Here is a 25,612-nt window from a genome sequence, read left to right as displayed (position 1 = left end):
TTATTTTTATTTAAAAATCAGAAAGGACTTTACGATATTAAACAAGAATGCTTTTTTAATGATCATCAGAAAGGAGGACACAATGAACAAGAAATACTTTGTCCTTATTGTATGTATTATTTTCACCGCAGCGCTATTCCCGACCTCTTCATCCGTTACAGCTGCTCAAGGAGAAGCGGTCATCGCAACAGATGAAATGAACGTCAGAAGCGGCCCTGGGCTTAGCTACGGCATTACAGCGGAAGTAAAAAAGGGAGAACGCTATCCGATTTTAAAGGAAGATGGAGACTGGGTGCAGATACAGCTTGGTTCCGGAGAAAAGGGCTGGGTAGTCTCCTGGCTTATTACAAAGGAAGACCAGGCCAGCACAAGCTCCTCAGGAAGCAGTGACACTGTGACATCAACAGACCCCGATCTGCGGATGAGAAGCGGCCCGGGCACTTCCTACGAAGTCATCGGCAAATTCCCGCAAGGCAGCCAAGCATCTGTCATTGATAAAGATTCGGGCTGGATCAAGATATCCTATCACAGTGCCACCGGATGGGTATCATCTGAATATGTCACTTCAGGAGGCAGCAGTTCAGCGTCTGATGAGAGTGACCAAACCGAGGATTCCGGTGCGTCAACGACGGGCACAGTCGGTGTTTCTTCGCTAAATGTAAGAGCCTCCGCCTCACATGACGCGGCAATTATAACAAAACTTGATCGCGGAACGAAACTGACGGTTCTCAACGAGAAAAATGGCTGGGCTCACATTGAGGTGAACGGGCTAAAAGGCTGGGTTGCAAGCCATTACCTTTTGACTAGTTCTGTTCCAGCTGATGATTCAGCAAATGCCGGCAGTTCATCCTCCGCTAAAAAAGCCTATATCATGTACGGAGGAACGAATCTAAGAAGTGATGCGTCAACATCAGCTTCAATCGTTGAGCGTGCTGCCAAAGGAGATTCATACACCATTACCGGTTCAAAGGGAAGCTGGTATGAAATAAAGCTTGATAACGGGCAAACTGCTTATGTAGCCAATTGGGTGGTCCAAACGTCTAAAAGCGCAGAAGAAGCAGGTGAACCGCCAGTCTCTGATTCCCCGTCTGGAAACGGCTCTCTAAACAATAAAACGATTATTGTTGACCCGGGACATGGAGGAAAAGACAGCGGAACGATCGGGTATTCGGGGAAATTCGAGAAAAACCTGACGATCAAAACGGCAAAACTGCTCGCAAGCAAACTTAGATCGGCTGGAGCGGATGTATATGTGACACGCCAGGATGATACCTTTGTCAGCCTGCAGTCACGGGTCTCTACCTCTCACTACCGTAACGCTGACGCCTTTATCAGCATTCATTATGACAGCTATGCGGATACCTCTACAAGAGGCAGTACAGCATATTACTACAGTCCTGCCAAAGATCAGGAACTCGCATCAGATGTCCACTCAGAAGTGGTGAAGCGTTCTTCCATTCCAGACCGCGGCGTATTATTCGGAGATTATTATGTGCTCCGGGAAAACAGACAGCCCGCTATGCTGTACGAGCTGGGATATGTAAGCCATCCGCAGGAAGAAGCCATTGTACATAGCAATTCATACCAAGAAAAAGTAACAGATGGGATCGAAAGCGGATTAGAGAAATACTTCCAATAAAAAAAGCTGCCTTTTGGCAGCTTTTTTTATTTTGAATCCATAATGAGCGTAACCGGTCCGGAGTTTGTAAGCTGAACATCCATCATTGCTCCAAACGTTCCGGTCTCCACTTTGATTCCTTTTTCACGAAGCAGGTCATTCCATTTTTCATAAAGACCTAAAGCTTTATCAGGTTTGGCCGCGTTCATGTAGTTCGGCCGGCGCCCTTTTTTCGTATCTCCATAAAGCGTAAACTGTGAGACGGATAAAATCTCTCCTCCTATATCTACAAGAGACAGATTCATTTTTCCTTCACTGTCATCGAAAATACGGAGATTGACAACTTTATCGGCTAAATAAGCTGCATCATCTTCTGTATCATCATGAGTGATGCCGACCAGCACCATGAGGCCTTGTCCAATTTGGCCGACGACCTCTTCGTCCACTGTAACGCTTGCTTCTGTTACTCGCTGAACAACTAATCTCATTTTCTAACCCCTTTAGTTCATGACGCGGCGCACAGAGTAGATATCTCTAATCTGTTTAATACGCTCGACGACTTTGTGCAAGTGATTGATATTCTGAATAAAAATCGCCATATGAATGGTTGCCACTTTATTGCGATCCGATTTGCCAGAGACAGATGAAATATTTGTTTTCGTTTCATTCACTGCCTGCAGCACCTCGTTCAGCAATCCGCGGCGGTCATACCCAAGAATCTCTATCTCAACATTGTATTCCTTGCGCTTTTGAACCTGTGACTCATGCTCCCACTCTACCGGGATCAGCCGCTCTTGGGCTTCATTCGTTTTGACATTCGGACAGTCTTCGCGATGGACCGAAACCCCTCTGCCTTTTGTGATAAAGCCGACAATATCATCACCTGGCACAGGATTGCAGCATTTTGATAAACGGACAAGGAGGTTGTCGATGCCCTTGACACGAACGCCAGCTTCCCGTTTTCTTCCTTGCGGGTACGGCTTAGGTTCCCCAGTAACTTCCTGAACGATCTTTTCCTGTTCTTCCTGATCGCGCTGCTTTCTCTCTTTTTCTGTTAGGCGGTTCGCCACCTGCAGAGCCGTAATGCCGTTGTAACCGACCGCCGCGTACATATCCTCTTCATTTGAGAAATTAAATTTGTCAGCAACCTTTTGAATATTCTCCGGCGTTAAAACATCCTTCAATTCAAAATCCAGGTTTTTAATTTCTTTTTCGACCAACTCACGGCCTTTTTCGACATTTTCTTCACGCCGCTGTTTCTTAAAGAATTGACGGATTTTATGCTTCGCTTGGGATGTTTGGGCAAGCTTCACCCAATCCTGGCTCGGACCGTAGGAATGCTTAGAGGTGAGAATTTCAACGATATCACCTGTCCGAAGCTTATGGTCAAGCGTAACCATTTTTCCGTTTACTTTGGCACCGATTGTTTTATTGCCGATTTCAGAGTGAATCCGGTAAGAAAAATCAATCGGAACAGAACCGGACGGAAGCTCGATTACATCTCCTTTTGGCGTAAAGACATACACCATATCAGAGAACAAATCAATTTTGAGCGATTCCATAAATTCTTCTGCATCTGTCGATTCATTTTGAAATTCTAAAATTTCACGGAACCAAGAAAGCTTTTTCTCAAAGGTTGCACCTTCATTGGCTGCTTTCCCTTCTTTATAAGCCCAGTGAGCGGCAACCCCGTATTCCGCTATTTCATGCATTTCAAAGGTGCGGATCTGCACTTCAAGCGGATCGCCTTTAGGCCCAATAACCGTTGTATGAAGCGATTGATACATATTCGGCTTCGGCATTGCGATATAATCTTTGAATCTGCCGGGCATCGGTTTCCAGCATGTGTGAATGATGCCAAGCACCGCGTAGCAGTCCTTTATGCTGTTCACAAGAATACGGACAGCCAGCAAATCGTAAATTTCATTGAATTGCTTATTTTGCAGCACCATTTTTCGATAAATACTGTAAATATGTTTCGGGCGTCCCGAGAAGTCAGCCTTGATATTTACTTCTTCGACACGTTTCTTCACTTCATTAACAACCTCATCGACATAAAGCTCACGTTCTGCACGTTTCTTCTTCATGAGGTTGACAATTCTGTAATATTGCTGAGGGTTCAAATAACGGAGCGCCGTATCTTCCAATTCCCACTTAATTTTTGAAATCCCGAGACGATGCGCCAAAGGAGCAAAAATTTCCAGCGTTTCATTGGAGATTCTCCGCTGTTTTTCCTGAGGCAGATGTTTCAGTGTCCGCATATTGTGAAGACGATCCGCCAGCTTGATCAATATGACCCTGATATCTTGAGCCATAGCGACAAACATTTTGCGATGATTTTCCGCCTGCTGTTCCTCTTGAGATTTATATTTAATTTTGCCGAGTTTCGTTACGCCGTCTACAAGCATTGCCACTTCTTCAGAAAATGCTTCTTTCAGGTCATCGAGCGTCACATCTGTATCTTCCACGACATCGTGCAAAAATCCGCCCGCGATTGTGGAAGGGTCCATTTCAAGATCAACGAGAATCCCCGCAACCTGAATCGGATGAATAATATATGGCTCGCCCGATTTGCGGTATTGCTCGCGATGAGCATCTTCAGCGTACAGATATGCTTTTTCGACAAATGCGATATGCTCATCAGATAGATAGCTGCGCGCTTTATCTATAACTTGCTCGGCAGTCAATACTTGTTCGTTCGCCATGGAATCACCTTTTTTAAAATGTAAACTGTATTGTAGTTTATTATCAAGAAAAAAACGAAAGATGTAAAGAGCAGAAGTTCAAATAGCCAAATATTATATAAAATAAATGCAAAACAATAGGAAAAAAGCACCCTGACATGGAGTGCTTTTTCGTTATGCGGTTATCCTTAGTATTTCATCAATGTTAAGATGTCGTAATCTTCGAGCTTATTTCTGCCGTCAAGGTAAGAAAGCTCGATTAAGAAAGCGATACCAGCAACAACGCCGCCAAGTTCTTCAACAAGTTTGATTGTCGCTTCAATTGTGCCGCCTGTCGCAAGCAGGTCATCTGTAATAAGCACACGCTGACCAGGCTTAATCGCATCTTTGTGGATCGTTAATACGTCTTTTCCGTATTCCAAGCCATAATCCACTTTGATTACTTCACGAGGCAACTTGCCTTCTTTGCGGACCGGCGCAAAACCTACGCCAAGCGCGTAAGCAACGGGACAGCCGATAATAAAGCCGCGCGCTTCAGGGCCAACGACCAAATCAATTTGCTTTTCTTTCGCATATTCAACAATTTGATCTGTGGCATAGCGGTATACATCGCCTTTATCCATCAGTGTCGTAATATCTTTAAATTGCACGCCCTCTTTCGGGTAATCCGGTACAATTGTTACGTATTGTTTTAAATCCATCTGTTTTATGTCCTCCTCGTACTTTCATAAGCCTCTGAATCTTGTTTCATCAGCTTATTCAGCCATTCCTTCAGCTCTTCAGCAGAAGAATAATTCAGCTTTTGATCCAGTTCCATCAGCTGCTGTTTCGCCTGATATGTTTGTGAGTCTGTTAAGTCGCGTTTCTTTGCTCCGCTCACAACAGACAGCACACCATTCTCTATTTTAACAAAACCGAGATCAAAAAACACCTTTGTCATGAAATTGATTGTTTCAACGGACCAGCCTTTATGTTTTGCAAGCTCTGAACCGTGTTTTTTCACGTCAAAAGCGCCTCTTTTCAGCAAGAACGCATAATACCATTTAAAGTGGTCTCTTGCGGGAAAAGTTGATAAAAAGTGGTCCTCATGATTGAGAAAAATAAAATATATCCGCTCAGGCGCCTTGCCTTCCAGCAAACGTGCGAGCATGTCCAGCGAAGGCGGCGGATCCAGTAATACAATATATACACCATCGAGGTCAAACGCCTTTGCTTGATCTTTAGAACTGATGACGTGCACTTCTCGGCGAAGGTCTTCAGTTTGAAGTAATGTTGTTGAGTCTTCTTTGAAAGAGACAATGGCCCGTTTAGCAGATGGAAGGGCGGAAACTGTGTCTTCCCACGTCCGTTTTCCCCTTAAATCAAACAGCTGCCATTCAGAAACAGCGGCATCCTTTATCATAAGCTGCGGCTTTTTTCGATTGTTCCATTCGTTGATTGACATCTCACCGACAATGGAAATTCTTGAACCCGGTACGATGCCTTCTTGAAGCTCGCCTTTATTAAAACCGACGCAATCAAGCTGGGACGACTCGTTTCTGATCGTCATTTTGACATGAGTTTTATTTGCCCCTATCTTGCGGACATCTTCCAGTACTGCGTTTTCTACGAGAACGTGCGGTTTCGGGTTCAGCATGCCAAAAGGAGACAGCATGTTCATTTCTGCGATGCTTTCAACTGTAATGTCTTCGACGCTGCAGACAAGGTCGACTTCCTGTACGGGAATAAAATCCTCTTCCGTAAGCGTATTGTCCGCTATTTCGTTCAGCCTGCTTCGCAAATCCGGCACATCTTCGGCTTTCAGCGTCATCCCCGCAGCCATTGGATGGCCGCCGAAATGAGGAAGAATATCTCTGCATTCAGAAAGGCTCTCAAATAAATTAAAGCCTCTGATGCTTCGGGCCGAACCTTTAGCGATTCCCTTTTCTTCATCAATGCCAAGAACAATGGCCGGTCGGTAGAAGCGGTCCACAAGCTTTGAAGCCACAATCCCGACGACTCCCGGGTTCCATCCGGCTTTGGCCACGACAATTGCAGTTTGATCGAGCCCTTGCTGTTCAACCATTTCAATCGCTTCATCCGTCATTTTGCTGACCATTTTTTGGCGCTCTTTGTTCAGCTGGTCAATTTCTTCGGCAAGCTCTTCCGCTTCAAACGAATCCTCTGACATAAGCAAATGAACAGCGGGATCCGCCTGTTCGATTCTTCCGACGGCATTCAGCCTTGGTGCGAGCTGAAATCCGACTGTTTCTTCGTTCGCTTCTCCGATGTCTCCGCCTGACAGCTTAATCAGCTCTTTTAAGCCGAGCCGATTTGTCCGTCGAAGCCTTTCAAGTCCTAGTGTTGCAATTAATCTGTTTTCGTCATGCAGCGGGACTAGATCGGCAATGGTGCCGATAGCCGCCAGGTCAAGCAGTTCATCAGGAAGTTCACCCAATAGAGCGTGGGCAAGCTTAAACGCGACTCCAACCCCGGCAAGCTCCTTAAACGGGTAAGTGCAGCCAGGTTGCTTCGGGTGGACGATCGCATGGACATCTGGAAGCTCCGGTCCCGGTTCATGATGATCAGTAATGATGACATCCAGTCCGAGTTCCTTTGCCACCTTCGCTTCATGCACAGCGGCAATTCCTGTATCAACCGTAATGATCAAAGAGAAGCCCCGTTCTTTAATCGAACGAAACGCCTGTTCATTAGGTCCATATCCTTCTTTAAAACGGTCAGGTATATAAAAATCAACTTGAGCCGACAGTTTTTGCAGCGTGTGAAGCATCACTGACGTACTTGTAACCCCATCGGCGTCATAATCGCCATATATCATAATCTTTTCTTGTTGTGAAATCGCCTGTTTTATTCGATCTGCCGCTTCTTTCATGCCTTTCATTTCAAAAGGATCATAAAAATCGGCATCCTTTGTATGTAAAAACAGCCTAGCGCTTTCTGCCGTATCAAAGCCTCTTTTTACAAGCAGGGACGCAACAAGAGGTGTTATATGCAATTGTTCTGTGAGTGATTTGACCTTATCCTGATCTGGTCGCTGGATTTCCCATCGCATTTTTGACGCTAACATAAATTCACCCCTCAACCACCCTATTATACTAGAGCAGGCTGAGGGGTTTCAAATAATATTCGAAAACTAGTCTTTTTTCTCAATCATGGCTGATGCATCCTGTGTGTCAGTCTGATTAGGAAGATGAGTATCCTCTTGTTTATGTATTGCTGTTCTATTTTCTTTCCGCAAGGTTTTTATTTCCCGCTTCAATTTCATTACCTGAAAAATGCCGACAGAAAATACGATCAGCGCTCCCATTAAAACTGAGCCCAAAATAACAAGAATGAGCGGCCATTCTGATCTTCCAAACAGGTAATCAACTTCTACGGATCGAACATTAATGACTGCGAAAATAGCGACAATTAAGGTGAAAATAAGTGCGAAAATAATGGTCCATTGTTTATTCATTCTCTTTTCCCCCAAACTTCTTATTGAGGTAACTTTCCCCATCAAGACTGGTTTTAAACATGGCTTAACACTAGGTTAAGCTCCCTTTGCTGTTAATTTTTCCCAGATCAGCCTCTTCAGTCCGGTTCCCTCACCGGAAATCACAAGTGTATCGCCTTCGTCAATGACTGTTTCAGAGCTCGGATTCAGTTGTTTATCCTGATTCTTTTTAACAATTGCAATGACCGTTACATGATATTCCTGACCCACATTCAAATCACCAATCGTCTGATGAATGGCAGGCGCTCCCGCCTCTGCTTTACACCACTCTATAATCAAATCATCAAGGGCTGACTCGACCTGTTCTAACGCTTTCGGTTTATATGCCATTCCGCCAAGAATTGCAGACATTTGCCTTGCTTCAGCGTCATCAAACTGCACGGAGGCAACACATTCCTCATGGTCGTTTTCGTCAAAATAGTAAAGCTCTCTTCGTCCGTCATGATGAATGATAATTGAAATTTTATCACGGTTTCTAGTAATCATTTCAACTTTTTGTCCTATGCCCGGCAGCTCTGATTCGCGAACCCTCATATATAAACCCTCCTACATATCTGAAAACCAGTCATAAACACTTTTAACACCATATATATGTTTAAATGTAAGCGTATGTCATTATAGCAAATGTCTATTTTAAGTTCAATGAAACTTCAAAAAACAGGCTGCCCTGCAGAGGACAGCCTGATATTTTTTATTGCGCCGAATCTTTTTTCAGTTCTCTTCCTTTCCATGCAAGCCAAATTTGTGCGGCAATGTATAGAGAAGAATAAACGCCTGTTAACAGCCCGACCAATAAAGCAATTGAGAAGTTAGTAATAGAAGATGCTCCAAAGATCAGCAATGTCACAACAACAATCACAACAGTTAATACAGTGTTAATTGAACGTGTAAAGGTTTGCTGCAGGCTCAGGTTTACAATATGGTTCAGATCGGCAAATGTTTTCGGCTTGCGCTTTTTCATATGCTCGCGGACCCTGTCAAATGTAACGATTGTATCGTTAATGGAATACCCGATTATCGTCAAGATGGCCGCGATGAATGTAACATCTACCTCAAGCCTTGTAATACTGAAGAACGTGACGATAAAGAATGCGTCATATAGCAATGAGGCGATGGCAGCAATCGCCATTTTGTATTCGAATCGGATTGAAACGTAAATAATGATGCCAATAGAAGCTATAGCAACTGCGTACAGCGCATTTCTTGCCAGCTCCTTACCGACTGTCGGTGAAACTGTGCTGACATTTGGCTCTGATCCGTATTTGTCTTTAAAATACGTTTTTACTTTTGCTATGGTTTCTTTATCTGGCACCCCGACAAAACGGGCAACACCGATATTGCTCTTTTCGCCTGACAGAACTACAGTATCAGGGTCCATACCCAGAGATTCAAAATCCTTCTCAACTTGCTCTGTCGTCAGCTTATGGTCGCTTTGTACTTCAATCCGTGCACCGCTAGCAAAGTCAATGCCAAGATTCAGCCTGAACACAAGCAGGATAATAATCCCGGCAACCGTGACTGCACTGGAGAAAATAAAGAAGTATTTGCGTTTGCTCGTGAAATCCCATTTTTGGAATGGCGTATGCGGCTCTGTATTTTCATCCGTATCCTGAATATCCATGATATGTTTCTTATTGACACCAAACCAGCCTTTTTTCCGATCAAGCCATCTGCTTTCCACAAGGAGAGCGAGGAGAAATCTCGATAAGAAAACGGCAGTGATAAAGCTTGTCAAAATCGATAGGATCAGCATTGTCGCAAACCCTTTAACAGAGCTTGTCCCAAAGATAAAGAGCACAACCGCTGCAATAATGGTTGTAATATTCGCATCAAAAATCGTCGCAAATGACCGTCTGTTTCCTGAACGGAAGGCAGAGCGGACTGACTTTCCTAGCTTGAGCTCTTCTTTAATCCGCTCATAGGTAATAATGTTGGCGTCAACAGCCATCCCGACACCTAAAATGAGAGCGGCAATTCCCGGAAGCGTGAGTACGGCATTCATCCAGTCAAAGATCTGGAGTGTAATGTAGATATAAACAGATAGCGTAATCACCGCGATTAATCCCGGCAGACGGTAATAGAAAAGCATAAATAAGAAAATAATTGCAATACCGACAATACCGGCAAACACCGTATCATGGAGAGCCTGCTGGCCGAATTGTGCGCCTACTGATGTCGAATACTTTTCAGTCAGTTTCACAGGAAGTGCGCCTGCATTTAAAATGCTGGCTAAATCTTTTGCTTCTTGAGCTGTGAAATGACCTTCAATTTTTACATCAGTTGTATTTAGCTCCTGACTTACATTTGGAGCGGATACAAATTTAGGATGCTCTTTTTGAACTTCTTTCTTAAAGGAATCACCTTTATCATAATCCAGCCAAATGACAAGCTGGTTGTTTGGCGCCATTTTCATGACCTTCTTGGTCACTTCACCAAATTTATCAGCGTCTTTCAGCTTAATCGTGACAATTGGCTCATTTGTTGTGCTGTCATAAGTTTGTTTAGCGCCGTTTTCGACTAGATCAGCACCGTTTAACAGTTCCTTATCATTTGCATCTCTGAAAGAAAGCTGCGCTTCAGTCGCCAAAATTTCACGCGCTCTGTTTTGGTTTGTCACACCAGCGAGCTGAACGCGAATCCGGTTATTCCCTTCAATTTGGATGTTCGGTTCGCTGACACCGAGAACATTGGCCCGGCGGTTCAATGCCTCTACTGTGCTGACCAGAACGTCTTTTGTGATTTTGTCACCTTTTTTTACAGGCTGTACATCATACAGCACCTCAAATCCGCCTTGCAAATCCAATCCTAACGTAATATTGTTAGCGGCAGGCTTCGTAAAGTAGCCCAAGCCCGTGCCGATCAATAGAACGAAAAGGAAAAACGCAATCAAGCGTCCTTTTTTCATTATGTATATCCTCCCTTAAACCTGTGCGAATCAACCTGCTATCTCAGCAGTTCTTCCAATGCTTCCTGGCCCTCTTCACTGCCCAGCCAATTAGACGTTTTAAATGACTCAACGGTTGCATAGTTCATAAATTCGCCAATTTTCACTGATAAAATATCACTCGCCAGTTCATAAATGTTCAGTTCCGTTTTCTTTTTCCACTTCTTATCTGTTAAGTATGACCACAAACTTTCGAGTTCAACATCATCATACCCGAGAATCTTGAACTCTTCCAGTTTGCTGTAAAGAAACGGCCTGACGTGGTCTTTATATAGATCGGCTGGATGCTTCTCCACGAATTCCACGCTCCTTTTTTATTGTTTTTCAAGAAGACTTGTCATGCTTGGACGATATATACGCATATCTTTATTGTATATGATTCCAGGTAGTTTGAGAAGGCAGGGGGTAAAAATGGCGAAACAGACGTTTTTAAAGGGCACTCTTATCCTTATCGCAGCAGGAATGGTTACAAGAATGCTCGGGTTTGTCAACCGGGTGGTTATCGCCCGTTTTATCGGTGAAGAAGGAGTCGGGCTTTACATGATGGCGGCGCCTACCTTCTTCTTGGCCACTACATTAACTCAATTCGGTCTGCCGGTCGCGATCAGCAAGCTAGTCGCTGAAGCCAGTGCGCGCGGAGATCATCAAAAAACGAAAAATATTTTAGTCATGTCTCTGACCATCACGGGAGTGCTCAGCCTCATCTTTACACCGCTGTTTCTGTTTTTCGCCCCGGTTATGGCTGAAACGATGCTGACAGATAAGCGAACACTGTATCCGCTCCTGGCCATTACGCCGGTAGTGCCGATTATTGCTATATCGAGTGTGCTGAGGGGATACTTTCAAGGAAAACAGAATATGAACCCGCTTGCTATGTCACAAGTCCTTGAACAGGTCGTCCGCATTTCACTCGTGGCTGTCTGCACAACGATTTTTCTCCCTTACGGAATTGAATATGCTGCAGCGGGGGCAATGCTATCCTCAGTGGCAGGGGAGCTGGCATCACTTCTTTATTTATTCGTTTGCTTTAAGTATAAAAAGACAATTAAAATCAGAAAGCATTTTTTCCAGTCAATTAAAAACGGAAAACAAACCTTTACCCAATTAATGAGCGTGTCCCTTCCAACAACCGGGAGCCGCTTTATCGGAAACCTCTCTTGGTTTTTCGAGCCAATCGTCGTCGCTCAAAGCCTTGCCATCGCCGGTGTGGCAACAGTTGCCGCAACAAAGCAATACGGGGAACTGACCGGCTTTGCCATGACGCTGCTGACTCTGCCCAGCTTTATTACATATTCTTTGTCGACCGCGCTTGTTCCTGCGATCAGTGAAGGAATGGAGCAGAAAAAATTGCAGGTGGTGGAATACCGCTTGGAACAGGCGATGCGTCTCTGTCTGCTCAGCGGAGGCATTTCAGTTGTTATTTTATTTGTATTTGCAGATGAGCTGATGAGAGTGATGTACGGTTCCTCAGGCGCAGCTGTATTTATAAAAGTAATGGCCCCATTTTTTCTGCTTTATTATTTCCAAGGCCCGCTTCAAGCTGTGCTGCAGGCGCTTAATTTGGCTGGAGCTGCGATGATGAACAGCTTAATCGGAGCGCTTGTCAAAACAGGCCTTATTTTTGTCCTTGCCACAAGGCCTTCTCTTGGCATTATGGGCGCGGCATTAGCCATTGTGACAGGCATGGTGCTCGTCACGCTATTGCACGCAGCAACCGTAAGCAAAGTGTTGCCGATCAGCATCAAAATCAAGGAGTATGCGCTCAGCTTCGCTGTTATTGTAATTTGTGGATTTATCAGCTCCACCATCAAACAATATATAAGCTTTGGAGCATCTGAGGCTGTCAATCTAGCCGGATGGATTGCGGTGAGCGCCGCCATTTATATAATCCTCCTGCTCGTTTTCCGTTTAATTAAAAAAGATGAGCTTCGCCGCATTCCCATTATCGGACGTCTAATCGTCCGATAACGGTTACGGGCGGTGCCCATCTTTTTCATCAATAAATAATTCTCCGTCTGTAAACGAGCAAAAAGAAATATCTGAAGGGTTTGTGTATCCGTGTTTTTGCAAACTTTCGAGCAGCCATTTTTTATCTTTACTGATTCTGGACAGGTTTTCTGTTTGAATGAAGCCGTCTATAATGAGCGGCATTTCGAGCTGTCGATGCTCTCCGCTGTTTTCTTTCTTAACAATAGTCAGTTTGCCCGACGGCTCTAAAATAGCAAATGATACGTCAGCTACTCTGTCGATGCTATTTTCTCTGAGCTGAACCATTAAATCATCAAAATTATAACGCTGTGATTTCATGGCGTCTTCGTCAATTTTTCCATATTTGATAATTATGGTCGGCTTACCGTCAAGAAGCTGGCGGACTTTTCGGTTTTTTAAAGAAAAGTATGCCAAAGTCACTTGAATGATCATTAATACAAGCATTGGCAAAATGGTATGAAATAGATGATCGTCTACGTTTTCTATGGCTAAAACGGCAATTTCAGCCATCATGATAAAGACAACGAGATCTAATATACTAAGCTCTCCGATCTCCCGCTTGCCCATGAGACGAAAAATGACCAATATCACAAAATACAATACGACTGTGCGAAACGCAATAGTGAGAAGCTCTTCCATCATGCACCTCCAACTCATTATAGGTTGCAACAAAATGATCAATTTATGTAAGAAAAACCGATTGCATTTCACAAAGCTTTTACGTCTAATTCATGGGATAAGGGAATACATTTTTACAAAGACGAGCCATCAGCATGTCTGACGGCTTTGTGCAAAAAGAACAGAAGCCTTTTAATACAGGCAGAAAGGAGACAATCATGGAGGAGACGAAACAAGTTGGAAAAGGCATTCTTTACGGCTTAATCGCCATATTTGCAGCCATGCTCCTGACAAGTTTGGCGGTTTCACTTTTATTGACCGCAACCTCGCTGGAAGAATCATCATTTAACTGGCTGATCACAGCTATCTCATTTCTCTCTTTATTTATCGGCGGGTTCATTTCAGGCGGGAAAGGCAAGGAAAGAGGCTGGATGATTGGAGCATTGACTGCCTTAAGTTTTTCTCTGATTATCTTATTGTTTCAGTATTTAGGATTCGGAAAGACATTTACAGCAGAACAGCTGATCTTCCATCTGGGATTTTTAGGGGTGTGCATGCTGGGCGGGATTTTCGGCGTGAACATGAGGGGAAACAGGTCTTCCACATAAAAAAGAGCGGGCTCACTTGCCCGCTCTTTTTTGTTTGCTATGTATAGCTCCTGCTGTTATTCAGCAGCAGAAACTTCTCTGATCGCGCGGCGGTCGAACGTAAGACGTGTGTTATCACCAGTCTTAATTACGACTTTGCTTTCGTCGATAGAGTCAACAGTACCGTGCAATCCCCCGATTGTCACTACTGAATCGCCTTTTTTCAGTTCCTCTTGCATTTGGCGTACAGCCTTTTGCTGCTTTTGCTGAGGACGAATCAGCAAGAAGTAAAGGACCGCAAACATTAAAATAATAGGAACCAATGTACCTAAAGTGCCAGTCATCATTTTCACCCCTTTCTGTAAGCCTGTTATGTTTATTTAGAAGCTTTTCGCATTTGGCTTGTTATAGCCGTAACGCTCAAAGAACTCTTCTCTGAAATCACCCAGACGATCCTCGCGAATAGCCTGTCTTACCTGCTCCATTAAGTGTAACAGAAAATGAAGGTTATGGTAAGTTGTTAATCGAAGGCCGAATGTTTCATTACAGCGAATCAAGTGCCTAATGTACGCGCGAGTGTAGTTTTTACATGTATAGCAATCACACTCTTCATCAATCGGACGGAAGTCTCTTTCAAATTTCGCATTTTTCATATTGAGTCGTCCTTCAGCAGTAAACACTGTGCCGTTTCTTGCAATCCGTGTAGGCAGCACACAGTCAAACATATCGACCCCGCGGATCGCTCCGTCGATCAGTGCATCCGGAGAACCTACTCCCATCAGATATCTCGGTTTATCCTTCGGCAAGAGCGGTGTTGTAAATTCGAGTACACGGTTCATGACATCCTTCGGTTCACCTACAGACAATCCGCCTATAGCATATCCCGGAAAATCAAGGGAAATCAAGTCCTTCGCACTTTGTGTCCGCAGATCTTCATATTCTCCGCCTTGTACAATACCAAACAGCCCTTGTTCATCCTGACGATTGTGGGCATTCAGGCAACGTTCCGCCCAACGGCTTGTCCGTTCAACTGACCTCTTCATGTAGTCGTACTCCGCCGGGTATGGCGGGCATTCATCAAACGCCATCATAATATCAGAGCCGAGTGCGTTTTGGATCTCCATCGCTTTTTCCGGAGATAAAAACAGCTTGTCTCCATTTAGATGATTGCGGAAATGGACACCCTCTTCCTCTATATTACGAAACTTGCTTAAAGAAAAGACCTGAAAACCGCCTGAATCTGTTAAAATTGCGCGGTCCCAGTTCATAAATTTATGGAGCCCGCCCGCTTCTTTGACAATGTCTTGGCCCGGACGAAGCCATAGATGATAAGTGTTGCTCAAAATGATACCTGCATCCATTGCTTTCAGCTCTTCAGGCGACATTGTTTTGACTGTCGCCAGTGTGCCGACCGGCATAAAAACCGGCGTTTCGAAGGAGCCGTGAGGCGTATGCACTTTGCCCAGCCGCGCTCCTGTTTGTTTGCATTCTTTTATAAATTCATAGCGTATTGGTTGTTCAGCCACTTTTGATGAGGCCTCCTGTTCTCAAATTATATAATCAGCATCGCGTCTCCGAAGCTGAAGAAACGGTATTCCTCTTCCACTGCATGGTTATAGGCACGCAGAATGTTTTCTCTTCCAGCAAGCGCGCTGACCAGCATAATCAATGACGATTTCGGCAAATGGAAGTTTGTAATCATTCCGTCAATGGCTTTAAATTCATAGCCCGGATAAATAAAAATAGATGTCCAGCCGCTTGATGCTTTAAATTGCCCGTCATGTTCCCCGGCAATCGTCTCAAGCGTGCGTGTCGAGGTCGTGCCGACAGAAATGATCCGACCGCCATTTTCTCTTACTTTGTTTAAGGCTGCAGCCGTTTCTTCTGACATTTGATAAAACTCTGCATGCATATTATGCTCTTCCACTTCATCGGCACTCACAGGGCGAAACGTTCCAAGGCCTACGTGCAGTGTGATGAACTCAATTTGCACGCCTTTGTCTTTCAGCTGCTGTAAGATTTCTTCCGTGAAGTGAAGGCCAGCTGTAGGCGCAGCAGCAGAGCCGATTTCTTTTGAATACACTGTCTGGTAGCGCTCTTTGTCATCAAGCTGTTCTTTGATATATGGAGGGAGCGGCATCTCTCCAAGGGATTCAAGCACCTCGTAGAAAATACCATCATATTGAAATTCCATCTTTCTGCCGCCGTGCTCAAGCTCTTCCGTGCAGATTGCCTTCAATCTTCCGTCTCCAAATGTGACAACAGTTCCTTTTTTCACCCGTTTCGCCGGTTTGGCAAGTGTTTCCCATTTATCACCGGTTTCCTGTTTCAACAAAAGAAGTTCCACTTTCGCGCCGGTATCCTCTTTTGTGCCGAATAACCGCGCAGGCAGTACCCGGGTATTGTTCAGGACTAGACAATCGCCTTCGTTAAAGAAGCTGATAATGTGTTTAAACGAGCTGTCAGTAAGCTCTCCTGTATGTTTATCGAGCACCATCAGCCTTGAAGCATCACGCTGCTCCAACGGTACTTGTGCAATTAAACGTTCTGGTAGTTCAAAATCAAATAAATCGACTTTCATGATGATTTCACCTTTATTCTAGTCTTTTGTTATTTCATTCTGCCAAAAAGATTAAGCAAAATTGATAATACCACACTTATAATAATACAAGTGACAACCGGGAAGAAAAACGTGACATTTCCTTTTTTTACAAAAATATCTCCCGGCATCTTGCCGACAAAATGCAAAACTGCTCCGATAATAAGCAAAACAGCACCAAGAATCATGATGATCTTAGGAAATTCAGTCATATCGGGGAGCCTCCATTTGGAAATGATGATAAACGGCCGGTGTCACGATCCTTCCACGCGGCGTTCTTTGTATAAATCCAATTTGCAGCAGATATGGTTCATATACGTCTTCAATCGTATGCGATTCCTCGCCGATGGTAGCTGAAATCGTATCAAGGCCTACTGGGCCGCCGTTGAATTTTTCGATCATGCCCATCAGCAGCTTATGATCAATATGATCCAAACCGAGACGGTCAACCTGAAGCCGCTCCAGCGCATTCTGAGAAATGTCTTCCGTAATCCTGCTGTCACCCAGCACTTGGGCGAAATCGCGCACCCTTCTCAGCAGGCGGTTCGCCACGCGGGGCGTCCCTCTCGATCTTCTTGCAATTTCAAGAGCCGACGGTTTATCAATCTCAACCTCGAATACATCAGCGGTTCTTGTGACAATATCCGCCAGTTCTTCTTGTGTATAGTACTCAAGGCGAGACATGACGCCGAATCTGTCTCTTAAAGGAGCCGTCAAAAGCCCCACCCTCGTCGTGGCTCCCACCAGCGTAAAAGGCGGAAGGTCGAGCCGAACCGAGCGGGCAGATGGGCCTTTGCCAATCACAATGTCCAGGCAAAAGTCTTCCATTGCAGGATAAAGCACCTCTTCGATCGATCTGTGCAGCCTATGTATTTCATCAATAAATAATACATCTCCCGGTTCCAGCGCCGTTAATATAGCAGCCAAATCACCAGGCCTTTCAATAGCAGGCCCTGATGTCGTCCGCAATTCCACTCCCATTTCATTAGCAACAATCGAAGCAAGCGTTGTTTTTCCGAGTCCGGGCGGCCCGTACAGAAGAACATGATCCAGCGTCTCCTGTCTCATTTTCGCCGCATCTATAAACACGCGCAAATTTTCTTTTACCTTATGCTGCCCGATATACTGTGCCAGATTTTGCGGCCTCAGGCTTTGCTCTATCACTGATTCATGGTTGTCTGCTTCACTTGAGACGAGCCGTTCATCCATGAACATCACCTTACTTTAATAGTTTTTGTAATGCTTTTTTCACATATTGGTCTGTTGTCAGCCCAATTTCTTCTTTAAGGTGAGGAAGCACCTTTTTGATTTCTTTTTCAGCATATCCGAGAACCCTGAGGGCTTCAAGTGCTTCTTCAAGAGCCGTTTCCGCTGTTTGCTTTTCAAGCCTTTCTTCATGATTAAACAGATTTTCAATCATTTCAGGCACAACATCTGCCAGCTTTCCTTTTAAATCTAGAATAATCTGGCGTGCGGTTTTCTTTCCTACTCCAGGAAACTTGACCAAAAAAGCTTCATCTTCATTTTCAATTGCTTGGATGACCGCTCCGGGATCACCCGAGCCCAAGATGGCAAGTGCTCCTTTCGGGCCAATTCCGGTCACGTTTAACAGCTTTGTAAAGAGCGCCTTCTCCTCTCTTGTTGAAAAACCGTAAAGCGAAAAAGCATCCTCTCTGATATGATGGTATGTAAAAATCGTTTCCTGGCTTCTCTCCTTATATATAAACGGATTCGGCGTGAAAATCTGATAGCCGATGCCGCCGTTCTCTATGACAATATATTGGGGAGATACATAATCAATCGTCCCTTTAACAAATTCAATCACGCAAATTCACCTCTTTGACTGTTCTTCATTGTACCATAAAAACAGCCAAAGTCTTATAGAAAAGTTAACATATGTTCGCTTCTCTCTCATTCTTTCACGAAAAAAAAGACATGAATACATGTCTTCAATCAGCGGACGTTACCCGCTGTATGTCTTCATATGTTCGATGACATCCTCAAACTCCGCTTTTGTCCGAAATGGAATGCCTTTCAGCAGATTTTTTTGCATATGGCTTTCCAGCCTTTCTAAATCAATTTGAAAAAAAGACTGAATTGGTTCGGAAGCTGGCTCAGGCCGCCCATGAAAAGTGGAAATCACTCCATTATCCGATACACCGATATACCCGTTGACCTTGCTGAGCGGAGATATATCGTCCATTTGCTTCCGGAAGAGCACATATCCCTTTTTTTGTTCCACAAGCGTCCATCCGGCATAAGCTGCCCAAAAATCATCCATAGAAAACACTTTTTCATGCCTATGCTCAATGCTGACATCGCCGTCCAAATACACCTTTTCAAGCTGCACATGCACCTGCAGCGGCTCATAGTGCTCCACTTCCGCGCCAAGTGCGCGGGAAGGAGCTCCTATTAAAAATACTGCCGCTGAGCAAAGAATGCCCAGCAAAAGATACGCCGTGCTGAATCGTTTCACCCTCTACACCTCTTTGCACACGTTTATGATTAGTTTGACCAAAGAGGCTACTGCTTAACCGTTTTATCAAAATTTGTCTGCACATTTTCCCTGACAAACCGTTCCTCCGTATACACATCTGTGCTTTGCTCAGAAATTGTCAAGAATCGCGTCAGAAAGGCACTGAAAAAATACAATGCCGCAAAGATCCAAATCACGCCGCCTGCACCGAGCGGCCCAATGAAAAGACTCACGATGCCCGGCGCGATAAACGCACATAAACCAGATCCCAAATTCAACACTGACATGGCAGCACCTTTATTATCAGGTGCAAGCGTCGGCAAAAGCGCGCTTAATGGGACGTACCCTGCTAAAGCCGCGCCGTAGCAGCAGGCGATAATCATGAGCACCCAATACTGATGCCCGATCAGCTGAGGCGTGTAATACAGCGCCAGCGTAAAAATACCGCATCCGACACCGCCAAACCACATGACCGTATTGCGCCAGCCAAGTTTATCTCCGACTGCACCGAAAATGATATTAAACACAATATTCACAAAAAACAGCGTCCCCCATATTTGCAGCCATTCCGAAACCGAATACCCGTATCGTGCTAAATAAGTAGGAAGAAAGATGGCAAATCCAAATTGTCCTATCGCATTAATCGTCTTGACCACTCCGCCGATGCCTACCTTAGGGTTTTCAAACATAATCATAAATGCCTTCGACAGTTCTTTCCATTTCGGCTGATCTTGTTTTTGTATCGGAGTAAATTTATCTTTGTTAAAAAATAAGGCAAGAATTCCGCCTGCCGCCACAAACAGTAAAGCGCTCCAAAGCGTATTGATTTCTCCAAAGGCTGGAACTGCATAGCTGGAATAGAACGGGCCGAGCACGTTAAGGCCGCACGTAAACATAAACCAAAACCAGCCGACGGCTTTGCCGAGAATATTTTGAGAGGTGCTGTATGACACCCATACGAGAAAAGAGTATGCAAACAGCGGATATCCCAAGCCTCTAAGAGCATAGCTGCCCAAGAGAGCCGGATAATACATATGAGGAATCGCCCAGCCGATAAAAGCGGCCGAACCGAGGATAAATGCAAGCAATCCGACAGTCATCGTTTTTCTCGGCCCCCAAGTTTGGACAAACGTTCCTGAAAGCCAAGCTGAGATGGTGACAGCAATGCCGTACATGGTAAATAACGATGCGGATTGCTGCATGCTGAGACCATGATCAACGAGAAAAGGAGACAGCCAGCCTTGTTCGAGGCCGTCTCCAACCATAAAGATGACAACGCCAATATAACCCCAAACCATGTGAGAAGGAATTCCGATTTTGTTCAAAACATTTCCTTTAGCATGTACTGTATTCATTTTCTCCACCGCCTACTTAAAGTATCAATGGAGTATATACCCAAGCTTGCTGAATTGTAATCCTGTTAGATTAAAAAGCGATTTTTTCAGTGTGCTCAATGCTGACAGGCATGCCAAAAGCAAGCGATTGCTGTGCTGCTCTGGCGATCCTTCCGGCCTGTAAACCGTCATTGCCGGTGCAGGGAGTCTCCTGGTTTGTGCCGATCGCTTCTGCAAAACGGAGAATCTCCTCCTCATATGAATCCTTATAGCGTTCAAGGAAAAAGAAATGCGGTTTATCCTTCATCACAAAATCAGCTGTTGACACCTCAACCGTTGTCGGCCTGCTATTGTCAGCCGCTGCAGAGCCTTTCGTCCCGAAAACCTCAACCCGCTGGTCATATCCGTACACAGCTTGGCGGCTGTTATCAATCACAGCCATGGCACCGTTTTCAAAAGTCAGTGTAATAACAGCTGTATCAATATCACCCAGCTCCGCAAAAGAAGGATTCACCAAAGCCGCCCCTTTGGCATATACTTCCGTCACTTCGCTTCCCATAATATATCTGGCCATATCAAAATCATGGATCGACATATCCATAAACAATCCGCCTGACGTACGGACATAACCTATATTCGGGGGTTCTGGGTCCCGGGACGTGATTTTTAATAAATGAGGTGTACCGATTTCACCATTTTCAACAATCGTTTTGATTTTCTTAAAATGAGGATCAAAGCGGCGGTTAAATCCGACTTGAAGTGTTACCCCGTGTTTCCGGACAGCCGCAAGCGCTTCACTCGTTTCGTCCAGAGAGAAACTAACGGGCTTCTCACAAAATATATGCTTTTTCGCCTCGGCTGCTTCTTTGATCATCTGTGCATGTACGGCTGTAGGAGAGCAAATAAAAATAGCATCAATATCAGGATCATGTAATAAATCACGATAATCAGAGGTTATGTATTCAATCTGATGACTGTCGGCCCAGCTTTTTATACGGCTTGCCTGAATGTCAGAGACTGCTTTTATTTTCATGTGAGGAATCCGGCTTATATTTTGAACATGAAGTTTGCCGATGCGGCCTGCACCGATAATCCCTGTCACAATCTGTTTTGTCATAGCTTCTTCCCCCTTGATCATTCACGAAAGCGCTTTATTTAAAATTAATACTATCCCATTTGTAAGCGCTTTTCAAGAATGGAAATTAAAAGTTCTATGTCACTTTTATCACAATTCATGCTTATAAGTAGCCTTCTTCTTCAAGACCAGATACACTAGAATTAGGCTCTTTTTCCTGAACAGTTTATGATTTTCCTATAAACAGCTGCATAAAATAGAGCAAAGAAGGTGAATGAAATGCTGACAAAAGCAGAGGCACTGGCCCATTCCGTCATATACCGCAAGAACAGCAGATTTGATAAAGTCAAAGAGAAATCCGAGGAATTAACACTAATCGGCAAGGGAAGAAGCGCCTATGTGTTTGCCTTAACAGAAGGCGGTCGAAAAATGGCGCTGAAAGTATTTTTTCCGGAATATCGAGCGACAGCAGTCAAAGAAGCAGCGATCTATGAAAAATTAGCCGGGTCCGCATTCTATCCTGACATTTACGAAACTGGCGATTCATTTATTCTCATGGAATATATTAAAGGTGAAACCTTTTATAACTGTCTGAAGAAAGGCATTGCAATCAGTGATGACATGATTCAGCAGGTTGAAGAAGCGCTTTCTGACGCCCGGGCAGCCGGACTGAACCCGTCAGATATTCATTTGCGAAATCTGATATTGACAAAAACCGGGGCGGTGCGGGTGATTGATGTTGCGAGATTTGAGCAAACAAAAACATGCACGCAGTGGGACGACTTAAAATCCGCATATCATGCACTCTACAAAAAACCGATATTCCCCAAAAAGATTCCGGGTTTTTGGCTGGAGATCATCGCATTTTTATATAAGAAAGATTGGTTTCAAAAGCATTTCGCACAGCGGAAAAGAAAATATTCTTAAATCAAAAAGGCAGCCGCACAAGCGGCTGCCTTTATCATGTATTTTTTACTTTCTGACGGCAGAAATCAGTTTCATTTGTTCAGGCGACAGCTTAATTCGATAGCCTCTCACAGTTAAGTAGACCGCTTCTGGGTCCTTCTCGTCGGAATGACAATACGTTTTTTCCATTTCTGTCTCCCCTCACCCTTTATTGGCTTTATTTCATCTTATCATTGCTTTATTAAGGTAATTTTAAAGAAATGTAAAGATCATATGAATCCGATATATAGTAAAATGAGAGAAAAAAAGGGAGAGAGTCACATTAAGACACGCAGCAACATCCCGCTTATTATGTTTGCCCTGCTGGTCTTCTTCGGCGGCGCCATCTATTGGATGTTATTTTCACTAAAAAACGTTCCGAAAGGCAATCTCGTCCAATCGGTTGAATCGCCGGACGGCAGCTATACGTTAAACACTTATGTATCCGAAAACACCTTGAGCTTAGATGCAGCCAGAGGTGAACTTGTAAATGAAAAAACACTTGTCAAGAGAACAATCTACTGGAATTACCCGGACAGCCGCCCAGCAGTGACGTGGATCAATCACAATACAGTGAAAATCGGCAATCAGACTTTACATCTTGATACTGGTGAAACGTATGATTGGCGAAAAGATGATCATTGGATCCGTGAAGAACCGCCGCAGGCGTCAGTGAGGTGATGAAACATGAATAAGATGAACGGAACAAATGATGACAAGCATTTCAATCATTTTGTGATTGCTTTATCCTTTATATACGGTTTGACTGAACTAGGCTATTTGTTGCTGAAAGATTTTATAACAATTGCCATAAGTTTACCTCTGTAGAAAAACGCAGCGTAGTCGATACGCCGCGTTTTTTCTTTTTCCCTTCCTCTTCTTATTGATAATTACAGGTCATATAATGTGACAAATCGATTGTAGAAATAGTTCGATTAGACCAAAATCCTTTTTATACATGTATTCGAATTTGAAGTGAGGGGGAAGCTTGATGGCAGATTTTGTTGCTAGTTTGAATGCGGTCTTATGGAGTACGCCCGTCATTTATATTTTATTGGGAATTGGATTCGCCTTTTCAATTATGACCCGTTTTTTACAAGTCCGACATTTAAAAGAAATGATTGTTCAGATGTTCAAAGGCAAGAGCTCTGAAGCCGGCGTTTCATCTTTCCAAGCGTTATCGATTGCGCTGTCCGGCCGTGTGGGCACAGGAAACATCGCGGGAGTGGCGACAGCAATTGCATTCGGCGGACCCGGTGCGGTGTTCTGGATGTGGGCGATTGCCTTTATCGGGGCGGCGAGTGCCTTTGTAGAATCAACGCTTGCTCAAATTTACAAAGTGAAACAAGATGGTCAATATCGGGGCGGCCCTGCTTATTATATAGAAAAAGGCTTAGGCATTAAGTGGTTTGCCGTCTTATTTGCCGCTGCTGCCCTTATTGCAATGGCCTTTCTAATGCCGGGCGTACAGTCCAACTCCATTGCGGCTGGGATCCAAAATGCATTCGGCATCTCTCCTTTCGTCACAGGGTGTGGTCTGGTTTTATTATTAGGGTTCATTATTTTTGGCGGCGTCAAACGAATTGCCAATGCGGCGCAAATGATTGTTCCATTTATGGCAATTGGATATATCCTGCTGTCTTTGATTATTATTGTCATGAATGTGTCTGAATTGCCTGCTGTGATCTCATTAATATTCAAAAGCGCCTTTGCATTGGATTCCGCTTTTGGCGGCTTAATCGGCATGGCGATTTCCTGGGGCGTTAAACGTGGCATTTATTCAAACGAAGCCGGCCAGGGAACAGGCCCGCATCCGGCAGCTGCTGCAGAGGTTTCTCATCCGGTCAAGCAGGGACTGGTTCAGGCATTTTCTGTTTATATTGACACCTTGTTTGTATGTTCCGCTACAGCTTTCATGATCTTGTTTACCGGCATGTACAATACCCAGGCTGCAGATGGTTCCTTTATCGTTCACCAGCTTAAAGGCGTAGAAGCGGGACCTGGTTTCACACAAGCGGCAATTGACAGTGTTCTTCCCGGATTCGGTGCAGGCTTTGTTGCCATCGCTTTATTCTTCTTCGCTTTTACAACAATTATGGCGTATTACTACATCGCAGAAACAAATATCGCCTATTTAGCACGAGGCAGAGAAAGCAAATGGGCGATGCTTGGCTTAAAACTGATTATTTTAGCCGCCACGTTCTATGGTACTGTGAAAACAGCTTCACTTGCTTGGGCATTAGGGGATGCAGGGCTTGGCATTATGGTATGGCTGAACGTCATTGCCATTGTGCTGCTTGCCAAGCCGGCGCTCCTTGCTTTAAAGGATTATGAGCGCCAAAAGAAGCAGGGCTTAGACCCTGTCTTTGATCCAAAAGCGCTGGGTATCAAAAACGCTGATTTCTGGGAGAAAGAATACACTCATGAAAGTGAACGTGTCTCCTGAACATACTAATACCGGCCCGATATGACATCGTGCCGGTTTTTTATGAGCGATAGTTTGTATACACTTCTTGAACATCATCGTCATCTTCAAGGACGTCTATTAATGTTTCCAGCTTCTCAACAGCCTGATCATCGGCTTCTGCATAGGTATTGGGAAGCATGGTCACCTCCGCCGAAGAAATTAGATATTTCGATTCGAGGGCTGTTTTCACCTCTTCAAAATGCTCAGGCTCTGTGAAAACCTCATATAGGTCTTCTTCAATTCGCAGCTCTTCTCCTCCTGCTTCAAGCACATCAAGCATGAGCTCATCTTCTTCTATTTGCCGTTCAGTACGGTCTATCGTAATGAACCCCTTTCGTTCAAATAAAAAGGCTACACATCCGCTTTCTCCCAGACTTCCGCCATTTTTATTAAAGGCTGTCCGCACATTTGACGCCGTTCGGTTTTTATTATCTGTTACGCATTCAACCATGACGGCAATCCCTGAAGGGCCGTAGCCTTCATAGGTGATTTCTTCATAGCTGCTTCCGTCTTGGCCTCCCGCAGCTTTTTTAATGGCCCGATCTATATTTTCATTCGGCATATTGGCGCCTTTTGCTTTTTCGATGACAAGACGCAATGCTGAATTTGCTTCTGGATCCGCTCCGCCTTCTTTCGCTGCCACATAGATTTCTTTTGCAAGCTTCATAAATATTTTGCCGCGCTTTGCATCCTGTGCATTTTTTCTTTTTTGAATGTTTTTCCACTTGGAATGGCCTGCCATGTTTTCACCTTCTTTTACATTTTCTATGTACACTTTAA

27 protein-coding genes are annotated in these 25,612 nt (G+C 44.3%); 7 read left to right on the top strand and 20 right to left on the bottom strand.

Features of this window, described 5'->3' with window-relative positions; genetic code table 11:
• Window positions 1–82: 82 nt before the first annotated feature.
• On the top strand, window positions 83–1,639 hold the full coding sequence (locus M1D94_RS07410; RefSeq protein WP_015714439.1) for an SH3 domain-containing protein: 1,557 nt from the start codon (window positions 83–85) through the stop codon (window positions 1,637–1,639).
• Between the two features lie 26 nt (window positions 1,640–1,665).
• Here the strand turns inward: M1D94_RS07410 and dtd are convergent, their stop codons facing one another.
• From dtd to comN, 8 genes are all read right to left on the bottom strand, one after another.
• Entirely contained in the window at window positions 1,666–2,106 is a 441-nt protein-coding gene (dtd, locus tag M1D94_RS07405) for a D-aminoacyl-tRNA deacylase (protein WP_004398689.1), read from the bottom strand.
• Window positions 2,107–2,118: 12 nt separating this feature from the next.
• On the bottom strand, window positions 2,119–4,323 hold the full coding sequence (gene relA, locus M1D94_RS07400) for a GTP diphosphokinase (protein WP_003229747.1): 2,205 nt from the start codon (window positions 4,321–4,323) through the stop codon (window positions 2,119–2,121).
• Window positions 4,324–4,490: 167 nt separating this feature from the next.
• On the bottom strand, window positions 4,491–5,003 hold the full coding sequence (locus tag M1D94_RS07395; protein ID WP_003229745.1) for an adenine phosphoribosyltransferase: 513 nt from the start codon (window positions 5,001–5,003) through the stop codon (window positions 4,491–4,493).
• Window positions 5,004–5,008: 5 nt separating this feature from the next.
• On the bottom strand, window positions 5,009–7,369 hold the full coding sequence (recJ, locus tag M1D94_RS07390; RefSeq protein WP_097080586.1) for a single-stranded-DNA-specific exonuclease RecJ: 2,361 nt from the start codon (window positions 7,367–7,369) through the stop codon (window positions 5,009–5,011).
• 66 nt (window positions 7,370–7,435) lie between these two features.
• A complete protein-coding gene (locus M1D94_RS07385; RefSeq protein ID WP_153256948.1) occupies window positions 7,436–7,759 on the bottom strand; it encodes a LapA family protein in 324 nt (107 codons plus the stop codon).
• 75 nt (window positions 7,760–7,834) lie between these two features.
• On the bottom strand, window positions 7,835–8,332 hold the full coding sequence (locus M1D94_RS07380) for a cation:proton antiporter regulatory subunit (RefSeq protein WP_015714441.1): 498 nt from the start codon (window positions 8,330–8,332) through the stop codon (window positions 7,835–7,837).
• A gap of 157 nt (window positions 8,333–8,489) precedes the next feature.
• Window positions 8,490–10,703: a protein translocase subunit SecDF gene (gene secDF / locus M1D94_RS07375; RefSeq protein WP_015251564.1), complete on the bottom strand. Its 2,214-nt coding sequence runs from the start codon at window positions 10,701–10,703 to the stop codon at window positions 8,490–8,492.
• Window positions 10,704–10,741: 38 nt separating this feature from the next.
• The gene (comN, locus tag M1D94_RS07370; protein ID WP_003229735.1) at window positions 10,742–11,038 is read right to left on the bottom strand and encodes a post-transcriptional regulator ComN; all 297 of its coding nucleotides are present in this window, start codon (window positions 11,036–11,038) and stop codon (window positions 10,742–10,744) included.
• Between the two features lie 115 nt (window positions 11,039–11,153).
• Between comN and spoVB the strand changes: the two genes are divergently transcribed.
• A complete protein-coding gene (gene spoVB, locus M1D94_RS07365) occupies window positions 11,154–12,710 on the top strand; it encodes a stage V sporulation protein B (RefSeq protein WP_101502140.1) in 1,557 nt (518 codons plus the stop codon).
• A gap of 3 nt (window positions 12,711–12,713) precedes the next feature.
• Here the strand turns inward: spoVB and M1D94_RS07360 are convergent, their stop codons facing one another.
• Window positions 12,714–13,370: a DUF421 domain-containing protein gene (locus M1D94_RS07360; RefSeq protein ID WP_021480225.1), complete on the bottom strand. Its 657-nt coding sequence runs from the start codon at window positions 13,368–13,370 to the stop codon at window positions 12,714–12,716.
• A 197-nt stretch (window positions 13,371–13,567) separates the two neighbouring features.
• Between M1D94_RS07360 and M1D94_RS07355 the strand changes: the two genes are divergently transcribed.
• Window positions 13,568–13,957, top strand: a complete 390-nt coding sequence (locus M1D94_RS07355; RefSeq protein WP_031315243.1) for a TIGR04086 family membrane protein — start codon at window positions 13,568–13,570, stop codon at window positions 13,955–13,957.
• 56 nt (window positions 13,958–14,013) lie between these two features.
• On the opposite strand, the gene yajC is transcribed toward M1D94_RS07355, so the two are convergent.
• The 9 genes from yajC to iolG all read right to left on the bottom strand — a co-directional run bounded on the left by yajC (window position 14,014) and on the right by iolG (window position 21,462).
• Window positions 14,014–14,280: a preprotein translocase subunit YajC gene (yajC, locus tag M1D94_RS07350; RefSeq protein WP_004398708.1), complete on the bottom strand. Its 267-nt coding sequence runs from the start codon at window positions 14,278–14,280 to the stop codon at window positions 14,014–14,016.
• Window positions 14,281–14,316: 36 nt separating this feature from the next.
• The gene (gene tgt / locus M1D94_RS07345; RefSeq protein WP_003229725.1) at window positions 14,317–15,462 is read right to left on the bottom strand and encodes a tRNA guanosine(34) transglycosylase Tgt; all 1,146 of its coding nucleotides are present in this window, start codon (window positions 15,460–15,462) and stop codon (window positions 14,317–14,319) included.
• A 26-nt stretch (window positions 15,463–15,488) separates the two neighbouring features.
• The gene (queA, locus tag M1D94_RS07340; protein WP_003229723.1) at window positions 15,489–16,517 is read right to left on the bottom strand and encodes a tRNA preQ1(34) S-adenosylmethionine ribosyltransferase-isomerase QueA; all 1,029 of its coding nucleotides are present in this window, start codon (window positions 16,515–16,517) and stop codon (window positions 15,489–15,491) included.
• 29 nt (window positions 16,518–16,546) lie between these two features.
• Entirely contained in the window at window positions 16,547–16,747 is a 201-nt protein-coding gene (locus M1D94_RS07335; RefSeq protein ID WP_003222669.1) for a DUF2905 domain-containing protein, read from the bottom strand.
• Complete coding sequence (ruvB, locus tag M1D94_RS07330) at window positions 16,740–17,744, bottom strand: Holliday junction branch migration DNA helicase RuvB (RefSeq protein WP_003229718.1); 1,005 nt, start codon at window positions 17,742–17,744, stop codon at window positions 16,740–16,742. Before ruvB ends, M1D94_RS07335 begins: the two co-directional genes overlap by 8 nt.
• Before the next feature lie 10 nt (window positions 17,745–17,754).
• Entirely contained in the window at window positions 17,755–18,360 is a 606-nt protein-coding gene (gene ruvA / locus M1D94_RS07325; RefSeq protein WP_003229717.1) for a Holliday junction branch migration protein RuvA, read from the bottom strand.
• A 138-nt stretch (window positions 18,361–18,498) separates the two neighbouring features.
• Window positions 18,499–19,011 carry a sporulation cell-cell signaling protein BofC gene (bofC, locus tag M1D94_RS07320; protein ID WP_014480438.1) on the bottom strand — a complete coding sequence of 171 codons (513 nt, stop codon included), beginning with the start codon at window positions 19,009–19,011 and terminating at the stop codon, window positions 18,499–18,501.
• A gap of 47 nt (window positions 19,012–19,058) precedes the next feature.
• Window positions 19,059–20,366, bottom strand: coding sequence for an MFS transporter (locus M1D94_RS07315; protein ID WP_038829637.1), 1,308 nt, complete (start codon window positions 20,364–20,366; stop codon window positions 19,059–19,061).
• 70 nt (window positions 20,367–20,436) lie between these two features.
• Window positions 20,437–21,462 carry an inositol 2-dehydrogenase gene (gene iolG / locus M1D94_RS07310; protein WP_070547599.1) on the bottom strand — a complete coding sequence of 342 codons (1,026 nt, stop codon included), beginning with the start codon at window positions 21,460–21,462 and terminating at the stop codon, window positions 20,437–20,439.
• A gap of 237 nt (window positions 21,463–21,699) precedes the next feature.
• Between iolG and M1D94_RS07305 the strand changes: the two genes are divergently transcribed.
• Window positions 21,700–22,347: a phosphotransferase gene (locus M1D94_RS07305; RefSeq protein WP_103803779.1), complete on the top strand. Its 648-nt coding sequence runs from the start codon at window positions 21,700–21,702 to the stop codon at window positions 22,345–22,347.
• A gap of 45 nt (window positions 22,348–22,392) precedes the next feature.
• Here M1D94_RS07305 and M1D94_RS07300 read toward each other — a convergent pair whose 3' ends face one another.
• On the bottom strand, window positions 22,393–22,515 hold the full coding sequence (locus M1D94_RS07300) for a hypothetical protein (RefSeq protein WP_141949554.1): 123 nt from the start codon (window positions 22,513–22,515) through the stop codon (window positions 22,393–22,395).
• Between M1D94_RS07300 and M1D94_RS07295 the strand changes: the two genes are divergently transcribed.
• The 3 genes from M1D94_RS07295 (at window position 22,495) to M1D94_RS07285 (ending at window position 24,811) form a co-directional block, all read left to right on the top strand.
• The gene (locus M1D94_RS07295; protein WP_374953981.1) at window positions 22,495–23,046 is read left to right on the top strand and encodes a DUF5412 family protein; all 552 of its coding nucleotides are present in this window, start codon (window positions 22,495–22,497) and stop codon (window positions 23,044–23,046) included. The two genes, M1D94_RS07300 and M1D94_RS07295, sit on opposite strands and share 21 nt — an antisense overlap.
• A 6-nt stretch (window positions 23,047–23,052) precedes the next feature.
• A complete protein-coding gene (locus tag M1D94_RS07290; RefSeq protein ID WP_029727127.1) occupies window positions 23,053–23,193 on the top strand; it encodes a hypothetical protein in 141 nt (46 codons plus the stop codon).
• A 163-nt stretch (window positions 23,194–23,356) separates the two neighbouring features.
• Window positions 23,357–24,811, top strand: a complete 1,455-nt coding sequence (locus M1D94_RS07285) for an alanine/glycine:cation symporter family protein (protein WP_021480230.1) — start codon at window positions 23,357–23,359, stop codon at window positions 24,809–24,811.
• A gap of 40 nt (window positions 24,812–24,851) precedes the next feature.
• On the opposite strand, the gene M1D94_RS07280 is transcribed toward M1D94_RS07285, so the two are convergent.
• The gene (locus M1D94_RS07280) at window positions 24,852–25,574 is read right to left on the bottom strand and encodes a YebC/PmpR family DNA-binding transcriptional regulator (RefSeq protein WP_004398802.1); all 723 of its coding nucleotides are present in this window, start codon (window positions 25,572–25,574) and stop codon (window positions 24,852–24,854) included.
• Window positions 25,575–25,612 lie beyond the last annotated feature (38 nt).

Source organism: Bacillus sp. JZ109 (assembly GCF_053903135.1).
The sequence above is the reverse complement of the archived record's forward strand: the minus strand, read 5'-3'. Positions and strand labels throughout refer to the sequence as shown.